General features: G+C 30.8%; 22 protein-coding genes, 3 tRNA genes and 1 other RNA gene. 22 read left to right on the forward strand and 4 right to left on the reverse strand.

Features of this window, described 5'->3' with window-relative positions:
• Positions 1 to 45: 45 nt before the first annotated feature.
• The 3 genes from ssrA (at position 46) to BMZ74_RS07800 (ending at position 2,112) form a co-directional block, all read left to right on the forward strand.
• Positions 46 to 405, forward strand: a transfer-messenger RNA (tmRNA) gene (gene ssrA / locus BMZ74_RS07790).
• Positions 406 to 721: 316 nt separating this feature from the next.
• Positions 722 to 1,831 carry a mechanosensitive ion channel family protein gene (locus tag BMZ74_RS07795; protein WP_089861689.1) on the forward strand — a complete coding sequence of 370 codons (1,110 nt, stop codon included), beginning with the start codon at positions 722 to 724 and terminating at the stop codon, positions 1,829 to 1,831.
• The gene (locus tag BMZ74_RS07800) at positions 1,831 to 2,112 is read left to right on the forward strand and encodes a DUF503 domain-containing protein (protein ID WP_089861690.1); all 282 of its coding nucleotides are present in this window, start codon (positions 1,831 to 1,833) and stop codon (positions 2,110 to 2,112) included. Before BMZ74_RS07795 ends, BMZ74_RS07800 begins: the two co-directional genes overlap by 1 nt.
• Here the strand turns inward: BMZ74_RS07800 and nagB are convergent.
• The 4 genes from nagB to BMZ74_RS07820 form a co-directional block, all read right to left on the reverse strand.
• Entirely contained in the window at positions 2,083 to 2,850 is a 768-nt protein-coding gene (gene nagB / locus BMZ74_RS07805; protein ID WP_089861691.1) for a glucosamine-6-phosphate deaminase, read from the reverse strand. The genes BMZ74_RS07800 and nagB overlap by 30 nt on opposite strands.
• Before the next feature lie 66 nt (positions 2,851 to 2,916).
• Positions 2,917 to 3,648, reverse strand: coding sequence for a GntR family transcriptional regulator (locus tag BMZ74_RS07810; RefSeq protein WP_089861692.1), 732 nt, complete (start codon positions 3,646 to 3,648; stop codon positions 2,917 to 2,919).
• 111 nt (positions 3,649 to 3,759) lie between these two features.
• Complete coding sequence (locus tag BMZ74_RS07815; RefSeq protein ID WP_089861693.1) at positions 3,760 to 4,317, reverse strand: chromate transporter; 558 nt, start codon at positions 4,315 to 4,317, stop codon at positions 3,760 to 3,762.
• Complete coding sequence (locus tag BMZ74_RS07820) at positions 4,314 to 4,895, reverse strand: chromate transporter (RefSeq protein WP_089861694.1); 582 nt, start codon at positions 4,893 to 4,895, stop codon at positions 4,314 to 4,316. The genes BMZ74_RS07815 and BMZ74_RS07820 overlap by 4 nt, the downstream gene beginning before the upstream one ends.
• 157 nt (positions 4,896 to 5,052) lie before the next feature.
• On the opposite strand from BMZ74_RS07820, the gene BMZ74_RS07825 reads away from it, so the two are divergent.
• The 19 genes from BMZ74_RS07825 to BMZ74_RS07915 all read left to right on the forward strand — a co-directional run bounded on the left by BMZ74_RS07825 (position 5,053) and on the right by BMZ74_RS07915 (position 22,777).
• A complete protein-coding gene (locus BMZ74_RS07825) occupies positions 5,053 to 5,439 on the forward strand; it encodes a hypothetical protein (RefSeq protein ID WP_089861695.1) in 387 nt (128 codons plus the stop codon).
• A gap of 327 nt (positions 5,440 to 5,766) precedes the next feature.
• A complete protein-coding gene (locus BMZ74_RS07830) occupies positions 5,767 to 6,828 on the forward strand; it encodes an ABC transporter permease (RefSeq protein ID WP_089861696.1) in 1,062 nt (353 codons plus the stop codon).
• On the forward strand, positions 6,818 to 7,339 hold the full coding sequence (locus BMZ74_RS07835; protein ID WP_089861697.1) for a hypothetical protein: 522 nt from the start codon (positions 6,818 to 6,820) through the stop codon (positions 7,337 to 7,339). The genes BMZ74_RS07830 and BMZ74_RS07835 overlap by 11 nt, the downstream gene beginning before the upstream one ends.
• Positions 7,332 to 8,252 carry an ABC transporter ATP-binding protein gene (locus BMZ74_RS07840; RefSeq protein ID WP_089861698.1) on the forward strand — a complete coding sequence of 307 codons (921 nt, stop codon included), beginning with the start codon at positions 7,332 to 7,334 and terminating at the stop codon, positions 8,250 to 8,252. Before BMZ74_RS07835 ends, BMZ74_RS07840 begins: the two co-directional genes overlap by 8 nt.
• Positions 8,253 to 8,273: 21 nt before the next feature.
• Positions 8,274 to 9,845: a sensor histidine kinase gene (locus tag BMZ74_RS07845; protein WP_089861699.1), complete on the forward strand. Its 1,572-nt coding sequence runs from the start codon at positions 8,274 to 8,276 to the stop codon at positions 9,843 to 9,845.
• A gap of 15 nt (positions 9,846 to 9,860) precedes the next feature.
• On the forward strand, positions 9,861 to 12,116 hold the full coding sequence (locus tag BMZ74_RS07850) for an N-acetylmuramoyl-L-alanine amidase family protein (protein ID WP_089861700.1): 2,256 nt from the start codon (positions 9,861 to 9,863) through the stop codon (positions 12,114 to 12,116).
• A gap of 2 nt (positions 12,117 to 12,118) precedes the next feature.
• Positions 12,119 to 12,658: a GerMN domain-containing protein gene (locus BMZ74_RS07855; protein WP_089861701.1), complete on the forward strand. Its 540-nt coding sequence runs from the start codon at positions 12,119 to 12,121 to the stop codon at positions 12,656 to 12,658.
• A gap of 23 nt (positions 12,659 to 12,681) precedes the next feature.
• Complete coding sequence (murI, locus tag BMZ74_RS07860) at positions 12,682 to 13,512, forward strand: glutamate racemase (RefSeq protein WP_089861702.1); 831 nt, start codon at positions 12,682 to 12,684, stop codon at positions 13,510 to 13,512.
• A gap of 32 nt (positions 13,513 to 13,544) precedes the next feature.
• Positions 13,545 to 14,264, forward strand: a complete 720-nt coding sequence (gene rph / locus BMZ74_RS07865; RefSeq protein WP_089861703.1) for a ribonuclease PH — start codon at positions 13,545 to 13,547, stop codon at positions 14,262 to 14,264.
• Between the two features lies 1 nt (position 14,265).
• Positions 14,266 to 14,871 (forward strand): XTP/dITP diphosphatase, encoded by a 606-nt coding sequence (locus BMZ74_RS07870; protein WP_089861704.1) that lies wholly within the window; start codon positions 14,266 to 14,268, stop codon positions 14,869 to 14,871.
• Between the two features lie 133 nt (positions 14,872 to 15,004).
• Positions 15,005 to 15,081: transfer RNA gene (locus BMZ74_RS07875), tRNA-Pro, on the forward strand.
• 12 nt (positions 15,082 to 15,093) lie between these two features.
• Positions 15,094 to 15,170, forward strand: a tRNA-Gly gene (locus BMZ74_RS07880).
• A tRNA-Arg gene (locus tag BMZ74_RS07885) sits at positions 15,171 to 15,248 on the forward strand.
• Positions 15,249 to 16,153: 905 nt separating this feature from the next.
• Complete coding sequence (locus tag BMZ74_RS07890) at positions 16,154 to 16,900, forward strand: SDR family NAD(P)-dependent oxidoreductase (protein ID WP_089861705.1); 747 nt, start codon at positions 16,154 to 16,156, stop codon at positions 16,898 to 16,900.
• 96 nt (positions 16,901 to 16,996) lie between these two features.
• On the forward strand, positions 16,997 to 17,692 hold the full coding sequence (locus BMZ74_RS07895) for a DNA alkylation repair protein (protein WP_089861706.1): 696 nt from the start codon (positions 16,997 to 16,999) through the stop codon (positions 17,690 to 17,692).
• Between the two features lie 27 nt (positions 17,693 to 17,719).
• Positions 17,720 to 18,568, forward strand: a complete 849-nt coding sequence (locus BMZ74_RS07900; RefSeq protein WP_089861707.1) for an SDR family oxidoreductase — start codon at positions 17,720 to 17,722, stop codon at positions 18,566 to 18,568.
• A gap of 265 nt (positions 18,569 to 18,833) precedes the next feature.
• Positions 18,834 to 19,766, forward strand: a complete 933-nt coding sequence (locus BMZ74_RS07905; protein ID WP_089861708.1) for a DUF2971 domain-containing protein — start codon at positions 18,834 to 18,836, stop codon at positions 19,764 to 19,766.
• Between the two features lie 377 nt (positions 19,767 to 20,143).
• The gene (locus tag BMZ74_RS07910) at positions 20,144 to 20,941 is read left to right on the forward strand and encodes a class I SAM-dependent methyltransferase (protein WP_089861709.1); all 798 of its coding nucleotides are present in this window, start codon (positions 20,144 to 20,146) and stop codon (positions 20,939 to 20,941) included.
• A 279-nt stretch (positions 20,942 to 21,220) separates the two neighbouring features.
• Positions 21,221 to 22,777: an ATP-dependent nuclease gene (locus BMZ74_RS07915; RefSeq protein WP_076543404.1), complete on the forward strand. Its 1,557-nt coding sequence runs from the start codon at positions 21,221 to 21,223 to the stop codon at positions 22,775 to 22,777.
• The last annotated feature ends 896 nt before the right edge of the window (positions 22,778 to 23,673 follow it).

A 23,673-nucleotide genomic window follows, 5' to 3' on the forward strand; every position in this document is an offset into this window, starting at 1 on the left:
TTTAAGTTATAATTATTATGCAAAATTGAATAATTGCTGAAATTCGGGGGTGTTCTGGCTTCGCCTGGATAGTGAACCTTTTGGAAGCGGGTCGAGGAGTTCCTTTCACTCGCTAAAACACTGGAAACTATAAAATTATCTGCAAACGATAATAATTACGCTTTAGCTGCCGCGTAGGTAGTTAACGCCTGAGTGAGTCCTGTCTGTGGAATCGTCTCAGGTGTCATATAAAGCAGACTTACTTTATTCTCTTGTCTGGGTGAATAAAGGACATTAAATTCAGGCTGGCATTAAATAATCCAGTCCAATGGAGTGTTTAATGTAAGACTAATAATTGGACTACACTCGTAGAAACTACTGGGTGAGCTATTCAGTACGTGGGTTCGACTCCCACCACCTCCACCATTAATATCCACAATATAACCTATGCCTATGGTTATTTTTTGATTTAATTTTCTTATAAATTATATAAGTAGTTAACGAAAGTTTTAAAGGTCTTTAAATCGACCTGTTGACTTTCGTTTTTTTATGTCTACAAATATTTTTTTAATAAAAATATTAACTTAACTAAATTATGAGCAGGAAATTTAACTTTTACATTTAATTATTGTATTATATATTTAATTAAATAAAAATAACTAATGTTTAAGTTGGATTTAAGGATAAACGATTTATAATTATTTTGATCAGTTTAAAATTCATAAGAGGAGGCTGAATTTTAATGCAGGGTTTAAGTTTAAATACAATGGTTTTAAATAACAGCCTATTTAATTATTTACTGGCTTTGCTTTTTTTACTGATAGTTTATGGAGTAATTAAATTATTTGATAGATTTATTTTAGCTAGAATGAATCTCTTAATTAAAAAGTTTTCAACCTCGTTTGCTATTTTATTGAGGAAAATTATAAAAAAAAGAGCTTACCCTCTATTATATATCTTGGCTATTTATTTAGCTGTTCATCAATTAAGTGTAGTAAATAGGGCAGCCAGGTTTATAAATTATATCTTAATGATTTTAACAGTTATTTTGACAGTGCTAGCTCTGCTTGATTTATTAGTTTATAGTTTAAAAAAATATTGGCAAAAGAGGCAGCAGAGTTATGAACAGCAGAAATTATTGGGAGCTACAGTCTTTTTAATTAAAACTTTAGTCTGGATTATTGCAGCTTTATTTATTCTGGATAACTTAAATATAGAGATAACTGGTCTGGTTACCGGGCTTGGTATTGGTGGTGTAGCAATTGCTTTTGCTGCTCAAAATATTTTAACTGATTTATTTAATTATATAACCATTTTTTTTGATAAGCCATTTGATATTGGAGATTTCATTATTACTGGTGATTATAAGGGGTCTATTGAACATATTGGTATTAAAACAACTCGAATTAGAAGTTTAAGTGGGGAAGAGATTATTATTTCTAATACTGACTTAGTTAATTCGCGGATTAATAATTATAAAAGAATGCAGAAAAGAAGAATTAACTTTAGTTTTGGTTTAACTTATAATACTTCTTTAGAAAAGTTAAAAAAAGTTCCTCAGCTTGTCCAGGAAATTATAACTTCACTTGATAAAACAGAGTTTGATCGAGCTCATTTTGCTGAATATGCAAGTTCTAGTCTGCTTTTTCAGGTGGTTTATTATGTTACTGATAGTGACTATAAACTTTATATGGATATTCAGGAGCAGATTAATTTTGCTTTAAAAGAAAAATTTAATCAATTAGGCATAGAGTTTGCCTTCCCAACTCAAACAATTTATCTAGCTAATCAGTCTGAACAAATTTTAAATCAGGAAGTTAGCACAGTTGAAAATAGCAGAGGAGAAAACTAATGTTAGTAGCAAGTTGTGAAATTAAACTATATTTAGCAGGAGCGATGACGTTAAAAGATAAACGTCAAATAATAAAGAGTCTGCTGCAGAAAACTAAGAATAAATTTAATTTCTCTGCAGCAGAAGTAGGAGCACAAGATTATATAAAGTCTGCTGTTTTAGGAGTTGCCATGGTTGGTGATGATTATAATTATTTGCAGAGTAAAATGGATAAATATCTAAACTTTATCGAATCTTTTCCAGAGTTTTTATTAACAGATTTCGAGATAACAATTAGCTGAGAGTTCGGATTGATTAATTAAAGAAGCTGCTTGCTGATCAACAATGAGAGTAATTCTGGGATGACTCTGAAGTAAAGAAGCTGGAACTTGGGTTGATATTTTACCATTAACTGTTTTAGCAATAGCTTCTGCTTTGTTTTTGCCGCTAGCCAATAAAATTATTCTTTTAGCCTTAAGGATTGTAGCCATACCCATCGAAATAGCCTTTTGAGGAACCTCATCTTTACTTGCGAAATAGCGACTATTTGCTTTAATTGTTTCTTCAGTTAATTCAACTATATTGGTAGCAACATTTAGTTTTTCAGCTGGCTCATTAAAACCTATATGACCATTTTCGCCGATACCAAGCACCTGGAGATCAATTCCACCAGACTGTTTAATTTTATTTTCATAATTTTGACATTCCTGAATTAGATCACTACTTGAGCCATCAGGAATATTTATATTTTCTGCTTTAATATTTATATCTTTAAAAAAGTTATGCTGCATATAGTAGTGGTAGCTGTTTTCATTTTCTGCTGCCAACCCACAATATTCATCTAAATTAAAGCTTTGGACTCGTTTAAAATCAACCTCACCTTCACGGTACATTTCAATTAATTTATCATACATAGCAAGAGGAGTTCCGCCTGTTGCCAGGCCCAGAATACTATTTGCTTTTAAAGTAATCTGACTAGATAACATGAGAGCTGCCTTTTTACTCATGCTGTGATAATCTTTTTCTACAATTATTCTCATTCAAATCAATCCTTTCTTATCAATTTTTACTTAAATTAAAATTTTAATTCAACTATATTTGATAAATTAAGTCAGATTAAAATTAAATTTAAATTTATAATTATTATTTCTGTAATAAGCAGAAGTAAATTCTACTAACTGTTCTTGAGCATCGAAGCTTGACTGCTCAAAATAAAGTCCTAAACTGCCAGCTTTTAAATCCATTTTTTGAGCTATCTGATCATTAAACATAATTGCTTCTACTTCAGCTTCGACATTAGTCAATTTAAGCTTATATTTATCTTGAATCAATTGATAGAGTGAGCTATTACTAAGTTCTTGCTTACTAAGCTCAGGGAACAAATAACTGGGAAGATAGGTGTTTTCCAGTAGAAAAGGGTGAGCTTCAATTATTCTCAGCCTTTCTAGATGATATACTTTATCGTCTGGCTGACAGTTCAACTTTTCAGCCAGTTCAGCTGCCGGTATTATTTCAAATTTGAGCAGCTTAGTTTTATAATCTAATCCTTTTTTTTGCATTTCCTGACTAAAACTTAAAAGAGGAGAAATGCTATAGTTATCCTGGTAATCAGTAATAAAAGTTCCACTACCCTGTTTTCTGATGAGATAGCCACTATCTACCAGAATATCAACCGCTTTTTTTACTGTCATCCGGCTAATATTATTATATTCTGCTAATTCCCTTTCAGCTGGTAATTGTTCTCCAGCGGTAAATTCATCTGCCTGGATAGCAGCTAGAATATTTTCTTTTAACTGGTAATAAAGAGGGAGAGGACTGCTTTTATTTATTTTTTTCATAGTTAAAAACCTCCTTAAAACAAGAGTTTATTAAAATCAATTATTATAGATAAATATACAACATGTGGTCTATACCAATTATAATAGAGAAAAAAGTATTTTGCAAGTAAATTAAAACTTAAAAATAATACCGATCAGAGCAGCAAAAACTATGTAAAAAATCGGATGCTTTTTCAGCTTGCGAATTGCAATAAAAATTATAATTAAGAGCAGAAGTGCTTTATAATTAAAAAAATGACTAAAATCATTAGATAAATTTTCAAAGTAAAAAATATTTCCTGCAGCCAGACTAAAGGCTGCTGAAGCAATTAATCCTGCTACAGCTGGTCTAATACCAGTAAAAGCGGACTTAACTAAAGGATGCTGATTAAATTTTTGAAAGTAATGAGCAATAATTGTAATAATTATAATTGAAGGAGCAGTTAAACCCAAAGTAGCGATAATTCCCCCTGCTATACCAGCAGTATTAAAACCAATAAAAGTAGCTGTATTAATTCCAATTGCCCCAGGTGTTGATTCGGAAATAGCAATCATATTTAGAAGCTGATCTGTAGTTAACCAGCCATATTTAATAATAAGATTTTGTAAAAAAGGTAATGCTGCCAATCCGCCTCCCAGAGCAAAAAGACCTACTTTAAAAAATTCTAAAAAAAGAATAAAATAAATCATTTATCTTTATCTCCTTTTTGATAAGTTTTAAATTCTGATTTTAAATTCCCCGACCAGTATTGAATTATAATTCCTAAAAAGGCTGAACTTAGAATAACAAAAACAGGAGAAATATTGAGGAAACTTAGACTAAAAAAAGCAGCTAAAAAAATTAACATACTCAAATGACTTTTATCTGATTTTTGCCACATTTTGATTACTATATCAATAATCAAAGCTACTACAGCTATTTGTATTGCTGCAAAAGCATTTTGCAGCACCGCTAACTGCTGAAACTTTTTAAAAAAAGCTGCTATAAATGTAATGATAATTAGTGAGGGACTGATAAAACCCAATGTAGCAGCTAGAGCGCCTTTTATTCCTTTTAAACTATAACCAGTCATTGTAGCAGTATTGACTGCTATAATTCCAGGTGTGCTTTGCCCAATTGCATAATAGTTTAAAATATCCTCTTCTGTAATCCAATTCAAATTATCAACTAGTTCTTTTTTTATAATAGGCAGCATGGCATATCCGCCACCAAATGTAAAAGATCCTATTTTAAAGAAAGTAATAAATATTTTACTTAAATTTTTCATAAATAGCTAACCTCCTTAGTTAATCTCTAACTAAATATTATAACATAAGCAGAAAAATTTATGAAATTTTATTCTCAGGCAGGAATATTGTTAGTAACTTAGAATAAATTAAATAATGTAAAAAAATTAGTGTTAAGAAAAAGTGGGGTGGATTAGAGTGAAATTACGAGCTAAGTTTAGTTTGTTTTTTTTAATTGTTATAGTTTTTAGTCTGAGTATTAATTCTCTTGCTCTAGAAGTTAAATTTAAAGATAATGATTTTTCACTTAAACCGCAGGTGATTACAGAACAGACAATGGTTGTATTAGATAATCTGCAGCCAGAGCTTGATTTTACTCTCCACAATTTAGAAGCAGGTCGTTACTTATTAATTTATGGTGGCCATTTCTATATGCTTAATGTGGACAGCAAAGTTATTAAAACAGAAAATGGTGAATTAGAATTACCTAATAAAATATTACAGGTTAATCATAAACTGTTGGTTCCAGTTTATTTTATTGACTTATTACCTGAACTGGAAGTGGAAGCTGCTAATCTTAATTAAATTTTTAATCTAGCTATTAATTTTATTTGTCCGGCAATAAAAGGGAAAAGGACTTTTTTAGAGAACTATTTATAGTAAGCAGAAAAATTTATTATTTTTAGATTTGAAAGGGGGATATTTATGGCAGAATTTGTAGGAATTGTAGTAATTATCTGGGCACTTGTTTACTTTTTTAATAGAATGGCTCCGTAATAAAGATAAAAGGGAGGAATTTAAAATTTCTCCCTTCTTTTCGTATATCTGTTAAGTTTAGCAGTTAGACTCAATTAGGGTAATTATTGAGAACAGCTAGGTATTTATTGGAGTAGAATTGAGGGATAAAACTGGATGAATTATTTAGTTCAAAAATTTAAAATAGTATTTTTGCTTTTAAGAAAAGATCTTAAGGAATCATTGCAGAATCGAACTGCTTTAATTGTAATTTTTTTGCCTTTATTTGCTTCTTTAATGTTTTCGGTAGTTAACAGCCAGCAGCTGGTGCGTGATTTTGAAATAGGAATAACTGGTCAGAAAAGCAGTAGTTTACAGCAATTTGTAGCTGATAATTATAGTAATATTAAATTCAAAAATTATCGACAATTTACAGCCGGAAAAAGAGATGCGGCAGCTGGTAAAATTGATGCTTTAATAGTTTATGAGCAAGGACAGACTAATTCAAATGATCATTACCAAATTTATCTTGATAGCAGAGATACAATCAATTTTTTTATTTTAAAAGAAAACATTACTGATTTACTGCAGCAGTATTATAAATTAGATAATCAGCTTAATTTAGAATTTGCTCCAGTGACAGAATTTGATAGTGTTAGCTCTATTTTGCCAATCTGGATTACAGTTACGATTACTATGATTGGTTTGATGCTTATTTCTGGTTCACTGGCTGAAGAAAAAGATAATAAAACTTTAGCAGCTTTACTGGTAACACGAGTTAATATTTGGCAGTTGATTGCAGCTAAAAGTTTACTGGCAGTTATTTTAAGTTTAATTACTGCTTTTTTAATGGGGCTTTTGAATAATTTATTGGCTGTAGGTTTTGCTTCAATTTTATTATTTATCCTGACAGTTTTTCTGGCAGCACTAACTTTTAGTGCTCTGGGTTTATTAATTGCTTTTATTAGTGGCTCTCAAGCTGCAACAAGATCAATTTCTACAATTATTTATTTCCCAATTATATTCCCAGCTTTAATTGCTGATCTCTCACCCTTGACCCAAAAATTAGCTAGTTTTTTTCCAAGCTATTATCTTTATCAGGCACTTGATAAACTATTAGTTTATCGAGGTAATCAGTTTGCTGTTTTAGGACCGCTAGTTAGTTTATCATTATTTGCACTTTTATTTTATTTTATTATTTATTTTTATTTAAGAAAGGCTGATACTATTGCTGATTAAATTCCAAAAAAACTTACTGCTTATTTTTGGCTTATTGATAATTATTTTATTAAATTTAGTTGGAAATCCAGCTTTAGCCCGGGAATTCAATTCAGAAATTGACTTTGTAGAGTATATTTATCATGAATATAGTATAGAAAATTTTGCAGTGGTTTATCAAAACTTTGTACCAGAATTAAAAGCAATTTTGACTAAAGAGGAATATCTTAAATTTCAACAAAAAAATTTCTCTAAATATGAATTAGAATACAAAGATATTGAAGTTGGATCCAGCAGCCAGATTAATCAACAGCAAATAGCTTCCGAATTTACTTATACAGCAGAAGTTTCTTCAAATAAGCCAAAATTTTATGCAGTTGAAGTTAAATATTTGCTTGAATTTAATCGTTTTGGAAGAAGAGAAAAAGAAACTGATAAAAAAGTTTATGTTCAGCAGACAGAATCTGGCTATCAACTTTTTTGGGACCCAGAACCTATCTTAGGAGAGAGTGAGGCAGCTGAAGATGAGTGAGTTCAGTCTTGCTACTGTTAATTTAAAAAAATCTTTTGCTGAGCAGAAAGTTTTAAAAGGGATTAGTCTGCAGGTTAAGCGAGGAGAGATAATGGGTTTATTAGGTCCAAATGGAGCTGGTAAGACGACTTTAATTAAAATTATTATTGGTATTTTAAACCCTACTGCTGGTCAGGTTAAATTATTTGGCAGTAAGCAGGGACGGAATATCAGTGAAGATATAAAAGCTAAAATTGGAGTTGTTTTCGAAGAAAGTAATTTATATGAACGTTTAAATGCTTATGATAATTTAAAATTATTTGCTGGAATTAATGGAGTTTCTTTAAAGAGGGTTAATAACTTATTGGCTGAATTTAAACTTGAAACAGCAGCTAAGCGAGCAGTCAAAACTTATTCTAAAGGTATGAAAAAGAGACTGATGATCTGTCGGGCCTTATTAGCTGATCCAGAATTACTTATTCTTGATGAAGCAACAGGAGGACTTGATCCTATTTCAGCGGAAATAATTAGAAATAAAGTCCTGGAACTAAAAAAACAGGGTAAGAGTATCTTGATTAGTACTCATTATCTAGAAGAGGCCGATCGTTTATGTGATCGGGTTGCTTTCATTAGTCTGGGGAATTTAATTGCAGTTGATAAACCAGCAGTATTTAAAGATAGTCTGCATAAAAATTTTCTTGAACTCAGTTTTGCTTATCCGGCAAGTAATAATTTTGAATTAAGTGAAAGATTAAAATCGTTTTTAAAACCAGGAGAAGAATATCAGCTGGAAGATGAATCATTTAAGTTATGGTTAATAATTGATCAAACAGTACTTAAGCGGGCTGTTAAATTAAATGAAGAATTTAAACTATTAAATATTAACCGAATTGAAGCAGATTTACAAGATGTTTTTAAGCAGGTTAATTTATAAAATTAGTTAGGAGCTGGGATTATGGTTAAATTTTCAGCTGATTTTGAGTTTTTGTTTTATAATCTCGATCAAATTGCTTATACCTTTACTAAGCCAGGTGTATTTGGTATAGTCAATGAGAATATGGCTGAGTTTTGTGGCTGTTCGACTGCTGATCTAGAGGGCAGTAATCTTGAAAGTATTATTGAAATAGGCAGAGCTGCAGAAATAAAGGATTTACAGAAAAATTTATTTATTAACGGTCAGCCTGAAAAATCAAGGCTTGAAATTGAGCTTTTAGAAGAAATAAGGACAGTTGAAATAGAAACTATTCCTCACGTAAATGAGCAGGGGAAAGTTGATTTTTTATTGTGTCTGGCTGATGATATTACCAAAAAATTGGAACAGGATAAACAACTTTATCGTAATAAAAGACGTTATCGGAGTATTTTTAATCAGGCTCCCCTTGCTTTTGTAGTTTCTGATCAGCAGACAAGAATAATTGATTGGAATCAGAAAGCGGAAGAAATTTTTGGCTGGCAAAAAAATGAAGTTATCGGTCAAAACTATAATTTAATTATTCCAGAAAATTTGTATGGTGAATTGACTGATTTTATGGAGTCTGTTCTTGATGGTGCAGATAGTTATCATATTAATCGTAATTTAACTAAATCAGGCCAGGAAATCTATTGTGAGTGGAATAGTGCTGTTATTAGAGATAGAGATAATAATATAATTGAAATTATTTCAATAGCCAATGATATTACAGGGAAATTAGCTGCTGAAAGAAAAATAGAAAATCAAGAAGAAGAATTAAAATATAGTGAGCTGCGTACTCAATTTTTTGCCAATATATCTCATGAATTAAAAACTCCGCTTAATTTAATTTTTTCTAGTCTTCAATTATTTAGTTTTCATTTAAAGAGCGGTAATCCAGCAGCTAAAACTGATAAATTTTATAGTTATCTAGCTTCAATTAAAAACAATGGTTATCGTTTGCTGCGTCTGGTTAATAATTTGATTGATATTACTAAAATAGATGTAGATTCTTTTAAACTGCATCTGGCTAATTTTGATATTGTAAAATTAAGCCGTTCTGTTGCTCATTTAGTTAGGGATTATATGCAACAGAAGCAGAGAAATTTTCGCTTTGAAACAGAAGTTGAAGCAAAGATAATTGCCTGTGATCCTTTTAATATTGAGCGAGTTATTCTGAATTTGTTATCTAATGCAGTTAAATTTAGTGATCAGGGAGATGAAATTTTATTTAAAGTTAAAGAAGAAAAAAATTGGATAGTCTTAACTTTTCGCGATACTGGTATGGGAATTAGAAATGAAAATAAAGAGATTATTTTTGAACAATTCCGCCAGGTTGATCAGAGTTTCCATAAAAAAAGAGAGGGCAGCGGGATTGGATTGGCTCTGGCAAAGTCGATTATTGAAATGCATGCTGGTAAAATAGAGGTTGAAAGTATTTTTGGGATTTATACTAAGTTTAGTGTTTATTTACCAAAAGTTAAGCTTGATCAGCCAAAATCTGGTCAGAAAAGTTATTCACCTGATAATTTGCTTAATAAAATAGAGCTAGAATTTAGTGATATTTATAATCTTTAAGAAGGAGGAAATCCCTTGGCAGCAGAATTAAAACAGATATTTATATTTTTAGCTATTATATTTTTAATAATTTTTATTGCCCCAGCTGTTTTAGCGCAGAATTCAATATTTTTTAATGGAGAGAATATTACTGCTCAGATTCATACTATTAATCAAAATGGAGAACTTTTGATTAAAGCCAGGGATTTAGCAGAATTATTGAATACAAAATTAAGCTGGCAGCCTGCTCTTAAGTCTTTAGAAATGAAATCTGAAGGAGTAAATATTAAATTAATGGCAGCCAGTACTTATATTCAGATTGGAAATAATGCAATTAAAACAAAGTCTGGTTTACAGCTAGTTGATAATCAAGCCTATGTACCACTTGCCAAAACAATTGAGGCTTTTGGCTATTTATTAGAATATCAGCAGGATAATCAGGAACTTTATATTTATCAACCAGAAACAACAATTCGTGACGTTAGCTGGCAGGAAGATGGTAATCAACTGCGGATAAAAATGAATGAAATAACCCCTTATCGAGTCTTACATAGTGAGGATGGCCGTACAATTACTATTGAGATTGATAAGGCAAGAATCGATAAAGAATTTAGTGATAATGTTTCTAATAATAATTATTACCTTAAAGTAGTTAATGTACCTAATCGCGCTCTCCTACGTTTAATAATAAAAAGCAAAAATCCTATTCCTTTTCAGCTTGATGGAGGTGTTTATGAAACTGATGATGCTTTAATTCTGAGTTTCTTACCTCAGCTGAAGAGAATCTACTTTAATGCTAATAATGAGTTGAATATTCAGGCTACAGGTGAGATTGGTGATCCAGAAATTGAATATTTAAATGATGGTCAGGAAATGCTGGTTGATATACCCTCTGTAGTAACTGGTAACTATCAGCTTGATCTACAGGATAATCCTTTAGTAAAATCAGTTAAGGTTATTCAAAAAAGTCTTGATCCAGTTGTGTTAAGAGTTAAGGTTCAATTTAGTAAAGGAGAAGTTTTTCAGCCTTTAAATAATGTAAATAGTAATATTTTAAGTTTTAGACCGGGCCAGCGGGCTCAAATAACAAATTTAGATTATCATTCTGGTCAGCTGAGTTTTTATGCCAGTTCAGCTCTTAAACCAGAGCTTTTTCTATTAACTAAACCACCGCGTTTAGTAATTAACCTTTTTAATACAGAGCGAGGAAGCGGGGTTAGAGATCAGTTAAAGATAAATGATTCTAAATTAAAAAGAGTCAGGACAGCCCGCTTTGATGACCAGACTGTACGATTAGTAGCAGATTTAGCCAGTCTGACTAATTATGAATTAACAGAGCATAAAGAAAGTGGCTTATTTAAATATACTATTAGCTTTAAAAATCAGTTTAAGTCAATTACCAGCCAGGCAAATCAAAATTATCAGTATTTAAATATTGATTTAACTGGTAAGACTGATTATGAAATTAAAAAATTTAATTATCCTCATCGGCTAGTAATTGATTTTAAAAATACTTATAATAATCTTGATCAGCTTAAGCTGCCAGAATACTATGCTCCTCTGGTTAAAGATATCCGCAGTAGTAATTATATGTTGGAAGGAGAGGAAGTTACCAGGCTTGTTTTTGAACTTAGTAATTATTATAGTCATAAGATTGAAAGTCCACCTGGTAGTTCTCAGATTAAAATAGCTCTGGCACGTAAATATTTCAATGAGTCTGAAAAAATAGAGCCGCAAATTAAAGATCATTTGATTGTAGTTGATGCTGGCCATGGTGGGTTTGATCCTGGAGCCATAGGTAGAAATGGTTTAAATGAAAAGAGCTGTAATTTAGCAATTGCTTTAAAAGTCAGAAATATTTTGAAGGCAAAGGGACATAACGTACTCTTGACCAGGAGCAAAGATAATTTCTTGTCTCTGCAGAAAAGAGTTAAGTTTGCTAATAAAATTAATGCAGAAATATTTGTAAGTATCCATGCTAATTCCTTTACTAATCCCAGCTCTGGTGGTGTAGAAACTCATTATAATAATGCTAATCCAGCCAGCCGCCTTTTTGCGGAGAAGATCCATGATAAACTTGGGCGATCACTTGGAATAAACGATCGGGGTATTAAAGAAAGTAATTTTTATGTAATTAAATATACAAAAATGCCTTCTGTTCTAGTAGAAGTTGCTTTTCTTTCCAATCCTCGTGAAGAAAAATTACTTGGCAGTAGTAAATTCCAACAAAAAGCAGCAAGTTTGATTGTTGATGGAATACTTGATTATTTAGAGGAAAAAGAGGGGCGGTAGAAATGCAGTTTAAATTAAATTTAAATCCTGGTCAGAAACGTAAAATATTATTAATTATCAGGCTTTTGCTTTTAGCTGCTGCTTGCTTTTATCTGCTTTTTTTACTGAAAAATAATTTTCTGATAGAAGATAATCAATTCCAGCTTTATTTTGCCAATCAAGCTGGAAGTTTACTTGTTAGTGAAAAAAGAGAATTAACAATAGCTGAAGATAAATACAGGGCTTTAGTAGCAGCTTTAATTGAAGGCCCTCAAACTGCAGATTTAGAAGCTACAATACCAGCTGGAGTTAAACTAATTGATTATCAGATAAAAGCCAAAACAATTACTTTAAATTTTAATACTGCTCTACGAGATAATCATTCTGGAGGCAGTGCTGGGGAAACATTAACTGTTTATTCGATTGTCAATACTTTAACTGCGCTGTCCGAAATAGATCGAGTAACTATTTTGATTGATGGGCAGCAGATTGATTCACTGGTTGGTCATCTTGACTTAAGCCGACCTTTAAGATACAATCAAAAACTGGTTGCAGGAAATTGATTTTAAATTAATAGGAGTTGGTTGTGTTGGACGATGTTAAAAGGCCAATTGGTCTGTTGGATTCAGGGGTTGGAGGGCTAACTGTAGCCAGAGAAGTTTTTAAGCTGCTGCCGGAAGAAGATATAATCTATTTTGGCGATACTCTACATCTTCCTTATGGACCCAAAGATTTAGATTTAGTTTGTGATTATGTAGAAAAAATTATTCGCTATTTAATTACAGAAAAGAAAGTTAAGGCAGTTGTTATTGCCTGTAATACTGGAACTTCAGCAGCTTTATCTTATATGCAAAAAATATTTGATATTCCAATCTTTGGAGTTATTAATGGGGCTGTTGAAAAGGCGGTTAATCTTTCTAAAAATAGTAAAATTGCTTTGATTGGAACTGAAGGTACAGTAAATAGTGGGGCCTATCAAAAAGCTATTTTTAATTTAGCTGAGAAAGATCAGGTTTTTGCCCGATCATGTCCTGAGTTTGTTGAGCTGGTTGAAGAAGGAAAGTTTACCGGGCCAGAAGTTAAATCTACAGCAGAATTTTATCTTGAGCCACTAAGGGAGGCAGGAGTTGATGTCTTAATTTTAGGCTGTACTCATTTTCCTTATCTAACCGCTGTAATAGCAGAGGTAATGGGAGCTGAAGTTAAACTGGTTAATCCAGCCTATGAGGTGGCCCGGGAAGTTAAATTAAATTTAATTTTAAATAACTTAGTTCGTAATTCTGCTGCTGTATCAGGCCAACATCAATTTTTAGTTAGTGATTTAAGTAGAGTCTCACAAGATTTTTTACAGCATGGCAGAGAATTTTTGCAATTAGATGAATTAAATTTTAAAGAAGATAATATTTTTAGGAATTAGTTTTTAGATTAATTTGGGAGGTAAAGATAATAATGCGTAAAGATGGTAGAAATGAAGCTGAATTGAGAGAAATTGAAATTACCAGAAATTATACTAAATATGCTGAAGGATCTGTTTTAATAGAAACTGGGGATACAATAGTTTTATGTAATGTTTCAATAGAAGATGGAGTTCCTTACTTTTTACGGGGGCAAAATAAAGGTTGGTTAACTGCTGAATATTCTCTTTTACCAAGAGCTACTCAGGAGAGAAATATTAGAGAAGCTGCCCGCCGCAAATTAAGTGGTAGAACCCAGGAAATACAGCGTTTAATTGGCCGCAGTTTAAGAGCAGTGATAGATTTGAATAAAGTAGGAGAAAAGACAATTTGGGTCGATTGTGATGTTTTACAGGCGGATGGAGGTACTAGAACTGCTTCTATAACAGGTGCCTATGTTGCCCTGGTTGATGCTATTAATTATTTACTTAAAGAAGGTCAGTTAAAAGAAAATCCTCTAACTGATTATATGGCAGCGACTAGTGTGGGAATTGTAGATGGTAAACCACTGCTTGATCTATGTTATGAAGAAGACTCTCAAGCCCAGGTAGATATGAATATGGTAATGACTGAATCAGGTGAAATTATTGAGATTCAGGGTACTGCTGAAAAATATCCTTTTACTAGAGATGAACTTAACAGGCTTTATGATCTGGCTGAAAAAGGAACTGCTGAATTGATTGAAATGCAAAAATTGGCTCTAGTTGGTGAATAAGGTGAAAACAAAAATTATTATTGGTAGTGGTAATCAACATAAAATTTCCGAGATCAAAAATTATTTTTCTGATTTAGAATTGGAGTTTGTAGGGCTTGATCCAAAACTAGATTTACCAGAGGTAATTGAAGATGGTAAGTCTTATCAGGAAAATGCTCTAAAAAAAGCCAGGCAGAGAGCTCAGGAATTAAAGCAAATTGTTCTGGCCGATGATTCTGGGCTCTCAGTTGATTATCTTGCTGGAGCACCTGGGATTTATTCGGCTCGTTTTGGCGGCGAAGATCTTAGTGATAGGGGAAAATACCTTAAGTTGCTAAAAATGCTGTCAGGAGTGCCTACAGAGCAGAGAACGGCTGCTTTTATTTCTGTTCTAGCTTTAGTTGATCCAATTAATAAAATTGAAATAGTAGTAGAAGGACGTTGTGAGGGATTAATTGCTGAGCAACCAGTTGGAGAAAATGGTTTTGGTTATGATCCTATTTTTTATCTACCTGAATATGATAAAACAATGGCGCAATTTAGCCAGTCAGAAAAGGCTGAAGTAAGTCATCGCGGTCGTTCACTGCTGAAAATGAAAGAGGAGTTAAAAGCTAGATATATGGAGTAAAAAGAAGTATTGAAATTTTATTTACTTCTCAAAGCATTTAAATGCCGTTTTTATTTTTGACCAAAAGCGGCATTTAATATATACTATTAATTGCTGTCGCGGAAAAAGTTTTTTTCTGAGACAACTTTAATATCGGAGCGTGGCGCAGTTTGGTAGCGCACCTGCTTTGGGAGCAGGGGGTCGAAGGTTCAAATCCTTTCGCTCCGACCATTTTATTTTTTTGCGGGAGTAGCTCAGTTGGCTAGAGCATCAGCCTTCCAAGCTGAGGGTCGCGAGTTCGAGTCTCGTTTCCCGCTCCAGCGCCCGTAGCTCAGCCCGGATAGAGCAACGGACTTCTAATCCGTAGGCCACAGGTTCGAATCCTGTCGGGCGCGCCATTTAAAAGACTTACATGACAGCCTTTGTGGCTGTCTTTTTTATTTTATTAAAAAATTTTATTCAAAGCAACAAATTAATGTTTAACTATTAATATATTATTTTTAATTTTGCAGGATTTTTTTATCCTGGCTTGAAATAATAAGTAGAAGTAAATTATATTTAATTTCAGGTTAGTTTATAGAGTTTTATAGTTAAATTTATTAAATTCTGAGGCAAATTTATTTGCTTTACTTTTTGCGAACCTTGATAACTGTAGTTACATCATATTTGGTCAGGATGGTCAAAGTCGCGGTATTTAGCTAAAAAAGACTGTTTTTGCAGTCAAAAATCATAACTTTTAGCCGAATAAAATTCTAAGCAAATAGTTATTATAGCCGTAATAACAGGCAAGTTACTAAAAAACGGGTCTAATTACTAAATCCATTACAACAAGGATTGAAACAAAGCTTCAATAACTGGTGCTAAATAAGGAACTCCAGTCTAATTACTAAATCCATTACAACAAGGATTGAAACTTGATCTAAAAGTTTCAACACAAACTGAAATTATCTTAGTCTAATTACTAAATCCATTACAACAAGGATTGAAACAACTGATTTTGCATATCCTCGCTCATTTGCTTAGTTGTCTAATTACTAAATCCATTACAACAAGGATTGAAACTCAAAGCTATTTGAATATCCAATCTTTTCTTCAGGTCTAATTACTAAATCCATTACAACAAGGATTGAAGTTTAGCGGAATGTTCTTGAGTAGTATTGATCTAATAACTAAATATGTCATAATAAGATAATTTTAAATTGATGCCATCCAAATCAGGATGGTATTTTCTTTTTTTATGGACATAATTACTTAAATGAGATAAACTTAAGCTAAGTTATTTTTAGCAAAGGGAGGTTCTAATATGGGATATACCTTGATTACAGGTGGTTCAAGTGGGATAGGTTTTGAATTGGCACGTACTTTTCTTAAACATGATCACCGGGTTATTATTGTTGCATCACGTCAAGACAAGCTCACAGAAGCTCAAGAAAAACTACAGAACGAATTTGGTCGAGAAGTATTAATTTACCAACAAGATCTGGCAAAGTTAGGAGCAGCTGCAGAGCTTTACCGCCGCTTAAAGTCTGCTAATTTAAGTATTGAAATACTGATTAATAATGCTGGAATTGGTAAAATAGGTGCAACAGAGAAGATAGATTTTCAGGATGATGAAAAAATGATGATTTTAAATATAATTAATTTAGTTGAATTATGTAAATTATTTTTAGCGGAAATGTATCAAAATAAAAAAGGCAAGATTCTAAATGTTTCTTCAATGGGGGCCTTTCAACCTGGACCATATACTAGCACCTACTTTGCCAGTAAATCATTTGTTTTAAGTTATAGTAAAGCAATCCACTATGAAGCTAAAAATAAAGGGGTTCAGATAAGTACACTCTGTCCAGGTACAACCAACACTAATTTTTTTAACCGTGATGGTATGGAAACTCCTCCATTTTCTATGTCAGCAGAAAGAGTGGCTGAATATACATATAGTAAGTTTTTTCAAGGTAAGGAAGTTATTATTCCAGGTGTTTTAAATAAAGTAATTAGATTCTTACCAGAAAAATTAAAGAGTTTTTTTGTTGCCAGAATTAAAGACTATTAATTATTACTAAGTTTTTAGTTTATTTTATTTTTTAAAATTTTAGAATGAGATTAAAATATAGGTGAACTTAAATATAATTGTAAAGGAGCTTTATTAATGGAGAAAAAATTTGCTGCTGATCTTTATGTAGATCGGATAAGCTCAAAATTAGCAAAGCTAGCTGATCCAGAATCAGCTATTAAAATGAGTAATTATATGCAGAAAAAGTTTGATTTTTTCGGAATTAAAGCTCAACCAAGAAGAAAAGCAGTTGGTGAATTTTTTGAAAAAGAACAGCGACCTGCTTATAATAATATAGAATTAGTAATAAAGAAAATGTGGTCTTTACCAGAACGGGAATACCAATATGTTGGGACTGAACTTCTCATAAAATATCAACAGCAGTATCAGCTGGATATTATTGATTTATTTGAATTTATGCTGCTTAATAAGTCATGGTGGGATACGGTTGATGTAATTGCTAAAAAATTGATCGGTTCTTATTTTAAAACATTTCCTGCTCAGATTAAACCATTTACTGATCGTTGGTTGGCCAGTGATAATATTTGGTTACAAAGAACTTGCTTATTATTTCAATTAGCTTATAAAGAAAAAACAGATCAAGCTTTATTATTTAATTTATGTTTTTCTTTACAAACAAGTCAAGAATTCTTTATCCAAAAAGGAATGGGTTGGGCATTGAGAGAGTATTCTAAAACTAATCCTTCTGCAGTGGAAAAGTTTATTAAAGTAATAAAATTACCAACTTTAACAATCAGGGAGTCTCTAAAAATAATTAAAAAGAGAAAATAATATTAAAATAGTCAGGGTGATTAAAAAATGGAAAAAGTATTATTAGCTGGTGCAACTGGCTATCTTGGCAGTTATATTTTAAAGGAGCTGCAGGAGAGTGATTATGCTGTTAAAGTAATTGTTCGCAGTCCAGAAAAATTGCCTGTTGATATTAAAAATATTGAAGTAATTGAAGCTGAATTAACTAAGCCAGCAACTATTAAAAATTGCTGTCATGATGTTGATTATGTTATTTCTACAGTTGGTATTACAAGACAAAAAGATGATTTTTTATATATGGATGTTGATTATCAGGCTAACAAAAATTTGCTGCTTGAAGCCAGGCGGAGTCAGGTAAAGAAATTTAGCTATATTTCTGTTTTTAAAGGGCAAGAATTAAAAAATTTAAAAATGTGTGCAGCTAAAGAGCGTTTTGTAGAAGAATTAAAAAATTCTGGGCTTGATTATTGTATCATTAGGCCAACTGGATTTTTTTCTGATATGGCAGATTTTTTTAAAATGGCAAGTAAAGGGAGAATTTATTTATTTGGTGATGGTAAGTTTAAATCTAATCCAATTCATGGTCAAGATTTAGCACCACTTTGTGTGTTGTCTTTGCAGCAAAAAGAGCAGGAAATAATTATTGGTGGACCTGATATATTGACTCAAAATGAAATTGCCCGGCTAGCCTATAATGCTCTGAATAAGGAAATTAAAATAACTCATTTGCCAGACTTTTTAAGAAAGTTTAGTTTGTTTTTAGTAAGAACATTTACTTCAGAAAAATTTTATGGTCCAGTTGAGTTTTTCTTGACTGTACTGGCAATGGATATGGTAGCTCCTAAAAGAGGAGAAAAACATCTTAAAGATTTTTATGATGAATTGGCACAGAAATAATGGTAGTTTAAATTGGAATATGGATATTTTTAAAAAAATAATTATTTATAAAAACTTCTTATTAATCTGAATATAGGGAGTTTTTAATAATTATGCAAAGGATAATTATTACTTTTCTTGAATATTTATTATATTGTTTATTTTTATATTTATATATGATGTTAATGAAATAAAGTTCGTTAAGATCTTTATTTTTAAGGGATTAATGAAAGTTAGTTCATGAATAAGTGAGTTATGTGAAATTGAAATAAAGGTGGTAAGAATAATGAGTAAATTAGAAAAAAAATATAATAAATATTTCTCTGGTTTATATCAAATTAATAAGTTAAATAACAAAAAAGAGAAGATTTATCATTATACAAATATAAATGCTATAAATAGTATTCTAGAAAATAAAAAATTATGGTTAACAAAGGCTGACTATATGAATGATAAACAAGAATACATTTATGCTATAGAGAAAATCAAGAAATTATGTTATGAAAACTTTAGATTTAATGGTAAATGTATGAATAAAATATTCGATTATATAGTAAAACCAAATCAATTTGAATATGGTTCATTTATTATATCTTTTTCAAAAGATTATGATTCGTTACCTTTATGGTCTTATTATTCAAATATGGAAGGTTATAATATTGGATTTATTTCAACTGATTTATTTTCGCTAACCAAAAAATCAGTTGAAGTTTTATTTAATCAAAATATTGGTAGATCAGATGCAAAAATAGGAAAAGATTTTAACATCATAATTGATGATGTCATTTATGATGAGGATATGCAGAATGAGATTATTATGGAGATAATTAATCGAATGGGTAATGTATATAATGATTATAAAAATAATAATATTAGCGAATACTATACTAATAAACTATTAATAAATTTAGCAAAAACTCTACAAAAGTTTACTATTTTTTTTAAACAAGAAACTTTTAAATCAGAAAAAGAAAGTAGAATGATTGTTACTTTTGAAGACCAAAGTATTATAAAGAAAGTAATAGAACATAGAATTTCAAATGGGGCTTTAATACCCTATATTGAAATTGATTTTAATGTAATTCCAATAAACTCATTGACTATTGGACCAAGAAATTCTATTGATATCGCTGAAAAAGGTTTAAGTTCTTTTTTGTATCATCAAGGTTATAAAGATGAAATTGAAGTAAAAAAATCAAAGATACCTTTACGATATTAGTGAATTATTAAGTTAAAATATTTCAACTTCACATAACAGAGCATTGGCGCTGACTAAGCTTGTAGCTAAGCTGTAAAACGGCCGTCGCCCCTCGGGACATGACTTTTGTCACATCTCTTGCAGCTGCTTAAGCTGAAAATGTTGAGGGAAGGCAAGAGATGCGCCAACCTAAAGACCAGGACAGCCACGTCGCAAATGCTCAGGACGTTATGTGCAATATGCTGCAGTTTCCTAGTATTCTTGCTGGGGTATAAGTCAAAAAAGCAGGCACCTCCTTGGACCTCCTACTTTTTTGACTAAGGAAATATACTAATAAATAATCGATATAAATTTTACATGATATTTTTTAAATTAATGTTTTTAGTGGAGGTTAGTAAATGAGTAAAAATATAGATTTGCGGACTACTTTCAACAAAGTAACAACACTTTATGATTCAGTTAGACCACATTACCCTGAACAACTTTTTGATAATTTAATAGAAACTGCTCAGTTACAAAAAGATGCTAAACTTTTAGAGATTGGTCCTGGAACTGGCCAGGCAACCAAACCTTTCGTTAAACGAGGATTTAATATTACTGCAGTTGAACTAGGGAATGATCTTGCAGACTTTGTTCGAAAAAAGTTTGCAGATAACAATAATTTCAAGGTTATTACAGGAGCTTTTGAAAATATTGATCTAAAAGATAAATCTTTTGATTTAATCTATTCTGCAACTGCTTTTCACTGGATAAAATCAGAGATTAAATTTAGTAAACCATATGAGATATTAAAAAAGGGTGGTCATTTAGCAATTATTCATACTAATCATGTTTCAAAAGAGAAAGAAGATAAATTTTTTTATGCTTGTCAGCCTATTTATAAAAAATATAAACCCGGTGGAAAATATAATGACAAATTAAAACCAATATTAGAAAAAGAACTTAAACCAAAAGAATATGATAATAATTTTTTTGAACAAGTACTTTTTGAAACATATCCTGTTGATATCAGTTATTCTGCTGATGAGTATATTAAGTTATTAAATACATATTCACCAACACTATCAATGGAAACAGAGCAACGAAATAAGTTTTTAAATGAGATTAAAGAACTAATAAATAATAAATTTGATGGAAATATAGAAAAGAATTTTGCAATGAGCTTAACTATTTTAAGAAAAAAAGATAGTCAATGAAGTTGTTAAAGCATTAATCAAATATAAAAAGATAAGAGTAGTAAATATGCTTAACCGCAGGACAGATTGGGTCCCTCCTCGGACCTCCCAATCTGCCTGCTAGGCAGCATACAGCACATAACATGGGATTGGCGTCATGCCTTCTGTCATAAAGCTTGCAGGTTAACTAATTACGGATACGAAAAAGCAAGCTTTACGCCAGTTCCTGCGGAATCAGGCACGAGCGCAAATCCCAGTAACGTTATCCGAAATAACTATAACCAAGAGAGGAGTTAAAAAGTGTATATTAAAGAAATAGCTATATCAGGTTATAAAACTTTAGTAGATTTTAAATTTGAAGAGATACAAGAAGGTTTAAATATATTAGTTGGAAAAAATAATGTAGGAAAAAGTAATATTTTAAAGGCTCTTGAAATTTTTTTTACTCGTCAAGGTACTTTAAGAAAAGATGAGATTGCAAATTCTTTTGATTCATTTTTAAATAATAGAGATAACATTTATATGGAAATTGTTTTTGCTAATGCTTCCAATATGTTTAATAATAATGAAAATGAGGTAAGTTTAAAAATTGATTTGAATGAAAATAATAGAAAATATATGTTAAAAAAACAAGGCAAATATATAAATATGTCTAAAAATAGCTTTTTTAAAAATAATCCAAAATATATTTATTTTGGTGATTTAAATGAAATTAATTTTAATTCAGATGATTTGCAGCAACTATATTCTATAAATAATTCAAATGAAAGAAGAAAAATTGAAACTAATGCTTCTCAGTTTTTACAATTTATTTTAAATACAAACATTAATATTTCAATTAATATAAAAAATGATAATACCTATAGCATTGATGTAATTGATAGTTACGGAAATAGTAATTTATTATCGAATAAAAGTTCTGGTTTACAACAATTAGTTTACTTAGGATTAGTTTTTTCTTTTAATTTATTGAAAAAACCAGAAAATATTATTTTAGGTATTGAAGAACCTGAATCTAATTTACATACTTCATTACAAAAAAGACTTTTTAAAAGAATAAGGGAGATTTCTGAAGCATATTCTATACAAATTTTTTTAACAACACATTCTCCAATTTTTATTGATAAATTTAATCATAAATCTGTCCATCATGTTAAAAGAAATAATAAAATGCATACAAAAGTATTAAAAGAAAGTTATAGAAATAATTGGTTTGACATAAGAAAGGACTTAGGTTTAGGTGTTAACGATTCGCTATTTGTAGGAGAATTTAATTTACTTGTTGAAGGACCTACTGAAAAAATTATATTCCCAAAAATAATAAAAATATTACATGATAAAGATTTAATTAGTTTTAGTGAAGAAGATATTAATTTGTTAAGTGCTCAGGGAGCTTCTAACTTACATTATTTTTCTAAATTAATATCTCAAATGGAATTACCAACTATTGTTTTAGTAGACAAAGATCAAGAAGGAAATAATGCAAAAGATAAAATTGAAGAAGATAATTTTTTTAACAAGTTAAGGGTTATCTCGTTAGATAAAGAAGAATATGAAGAATGTGAAATTGAAGATTTAATTAGTGATGATATATTATTAAAAAGTATAAATGAGTTATATAATAGCTCATTAAATAATGAAGATCTATTAAAAGCTCGAAAAAATGAACATCATGAAGAGGCAGGTTTAATAAAGTTTTCAAAGGCATTTAAGAAACTTGATCTAGAAAAAGATAGAGATTTATCTAAATTAAACCTTGCAACAAAAATAAAAAGCAATTTAGATGAAGAATCTGATTTAAAATTAATTCAACAATTTTTTATAGAAATGGATAGTTTTTATAAAGAGTTTATGTAATATAGTTACTTCGGATAACATGGGATTAGCGTCATGCCTTCTGTCATAAAGCTTGCAGGCTAACCAATCACGGATATGAAAACGCAAGCTTTACGCCAGTTCCTAGCGGAACCAGGCACGAGCGCAAATCCCAGTAACGTTATACGAAATAATAACTGAACATCGGCAAATAAGAGAAAAAGATAAAAGAAGGGTTGGATCATCGCTTACTGCTATGAACTAGCTCCTCCAAATGAAGAAAATAATCACTGCAGATTTCAAGTGGTTTTAACAATAGACTTGGACAATTATAATTTACAAAATTATTTACATATATCAAAGAATAAATTAGTCACTGATTGATCTTCACGCACTTCGTGAAGATTTAATATAGTGCAGAATATACGAAGTACTAGCTGGTTAAGAGTTAATATCATTGTTCAGTAAGTTGAAGAAAGATAAAATATTTTACGCAGCCAGTTATTACAGCGCATAACATGGGATTGAAGATTTCGCTTCGCTCCATCCAAATTCGTTCGGTAAGGGCGGTCGCCCTAGACCTCACGAACTTCTTAAATCCCAGTAACGTTATACGCAATAATAACTAAACATCAGCTAAAAAGATAAAAGATAAGGTTTGAGCATCGCTAACTATAATTCATTAACTTTCTCCATTAAAGAACTAATAATTAATATTTTTTATAAGGTGTTAACAATAAACTTGGGGGATTATAATTCAAAAAGTTTTTTACATATAGCAAAAAGTAAATTGGTCACTGTTAGATCTTCACGAACTTCGTGAAGACTCAATATAGTAAATGGTTAATGAATTTTTTTAGCTGGTTAAGAATTGATATCAGAATTCAGTAAGTTGAAGTTAAGTACAAATTTTAACGAGGCAAGTTATTACAGCGTAT

The sequence above is a fragment of the Halanaerobium salsuginis genome (genome assembly GCF_900114545.1).
GTDB classification, from domain to species: Bacteria; Bacillota; Halanaerobiia; order Halanaerobiales; family Halanaerobiaceae; genus Halanaerobium; species Halanaerobium salsuginis.

Bases quoted from the DNA above. Each gene is read 5' to 3' on its own strand.
- BMZ74_RS07890 (WP_089861705.1), top strand. From the start codon at position 16,154: ATGGGATATACCTTGATTACAGGTGGTTCAAGTGGGATAGGTTTTGAA.
- BMZ74_RS07895 (WP_089861706.1), top strand. From the start codon at position 16,997: ATGGAGAAAAAATTTGCTGCTGATCTTTATGTAGATCGGATAAGCTCA.
- BMZ74_RS07840 (WP_089861698.1), top strand. From the start codon at position 7,332: ATGAGTGAGTTCAGTCTTGCTACTGTTAATTTAAAAAAATCTTTTGCT.
- rph (WP_089861703.1), top strand. From the start codon at position 13,545: ATGCGTAAAGATGGTAGAAATGAAGCTGAATTGAGAGAAATTGAAATT.
- BMZ74_RS07795 (WP_089861689.1), top strand. From the start codon at position 722: ATGCAGGGTTTAAGTTTAAATACAATGGTTTTAAATAACAGCCTATTT.
- BMZ74_RS07845 (WP_089861699.1), top strand. From the start codon at position 8,274: ATGGTTAAATTTTCAGCTGATTTTGAGTTTTTGTTTTATAATCTCGAT.
- BMZ74_RS07810 (WP_089861692.1), bottom strand. From the start codon at position 3,648: ATGAAAAAAATAAATAAAAGCAGTCCTCTCCCTCTTTATTACCAGTTA.
- BMZ74_RS07855 (WP_089861701.1), top strand. From the start codon at position 12,119: ATGCAGTTTAAATTAAATTTAAATCCTGGTCAGAAACGTAAAATATTA.
- BMZ74_RS07900 (WP_089861707.1), top strand. From the start codon at position 17,720: ATGGAAAAAGTATTATTAGCTGGTGCAACTGGCTATCTTGGCAGTTAT.
- BMZ74_RS07820 (WP_089861694.1), bottom strand. From the start codon at position 4,895: ATGAAAAATTTAAGTAAAATATTTATTACTTTCTTTAAAATAGGATCT.
- nagB (WP_089861691.1), bottom strand. From the start codon at position 2,850: ATGAGAATAATTGTAGAAAAAGATTATCACAGCATGAGTAAAAAGGCA.
- BMZ74_RS07815 (WP_089861693.1), bottom strand. From the start codon at position 4,317: ATGATTTATTTTATTCTTTTTTTAGAATTTTTTAAAGTAGGTCTTTTT.
- BMZ74_RS07830 (WP_089861696.1), top strand. From the start codon at position 5,767: ATGAATTATTTAGTTCAAAAATTTAAAATAGTATTTTTGCTTTTAAGA.
- BMZ74_RS07800 (WP_089861690.1), top strand. From the start codon at position 1,831: ATGTTAGTAGCAAGTTGTGAAATTAAACTATATTTAGCAGGAGCGATG.
- BMZ74_RS07905 (WP_089861708.1), top strand. From the start codon at position 18,834: ATGAGTAAATTAGAAAAAAAATATAATAAATATTTCTCTGGTTTATAT.
- BMZ74_RS07910 (WP_089861709.1), top strand. From the start codon at position 20,144: ATGAGTAAAAATATAGATTTGCGGACTACTTTCAACAAAGTAACAACA.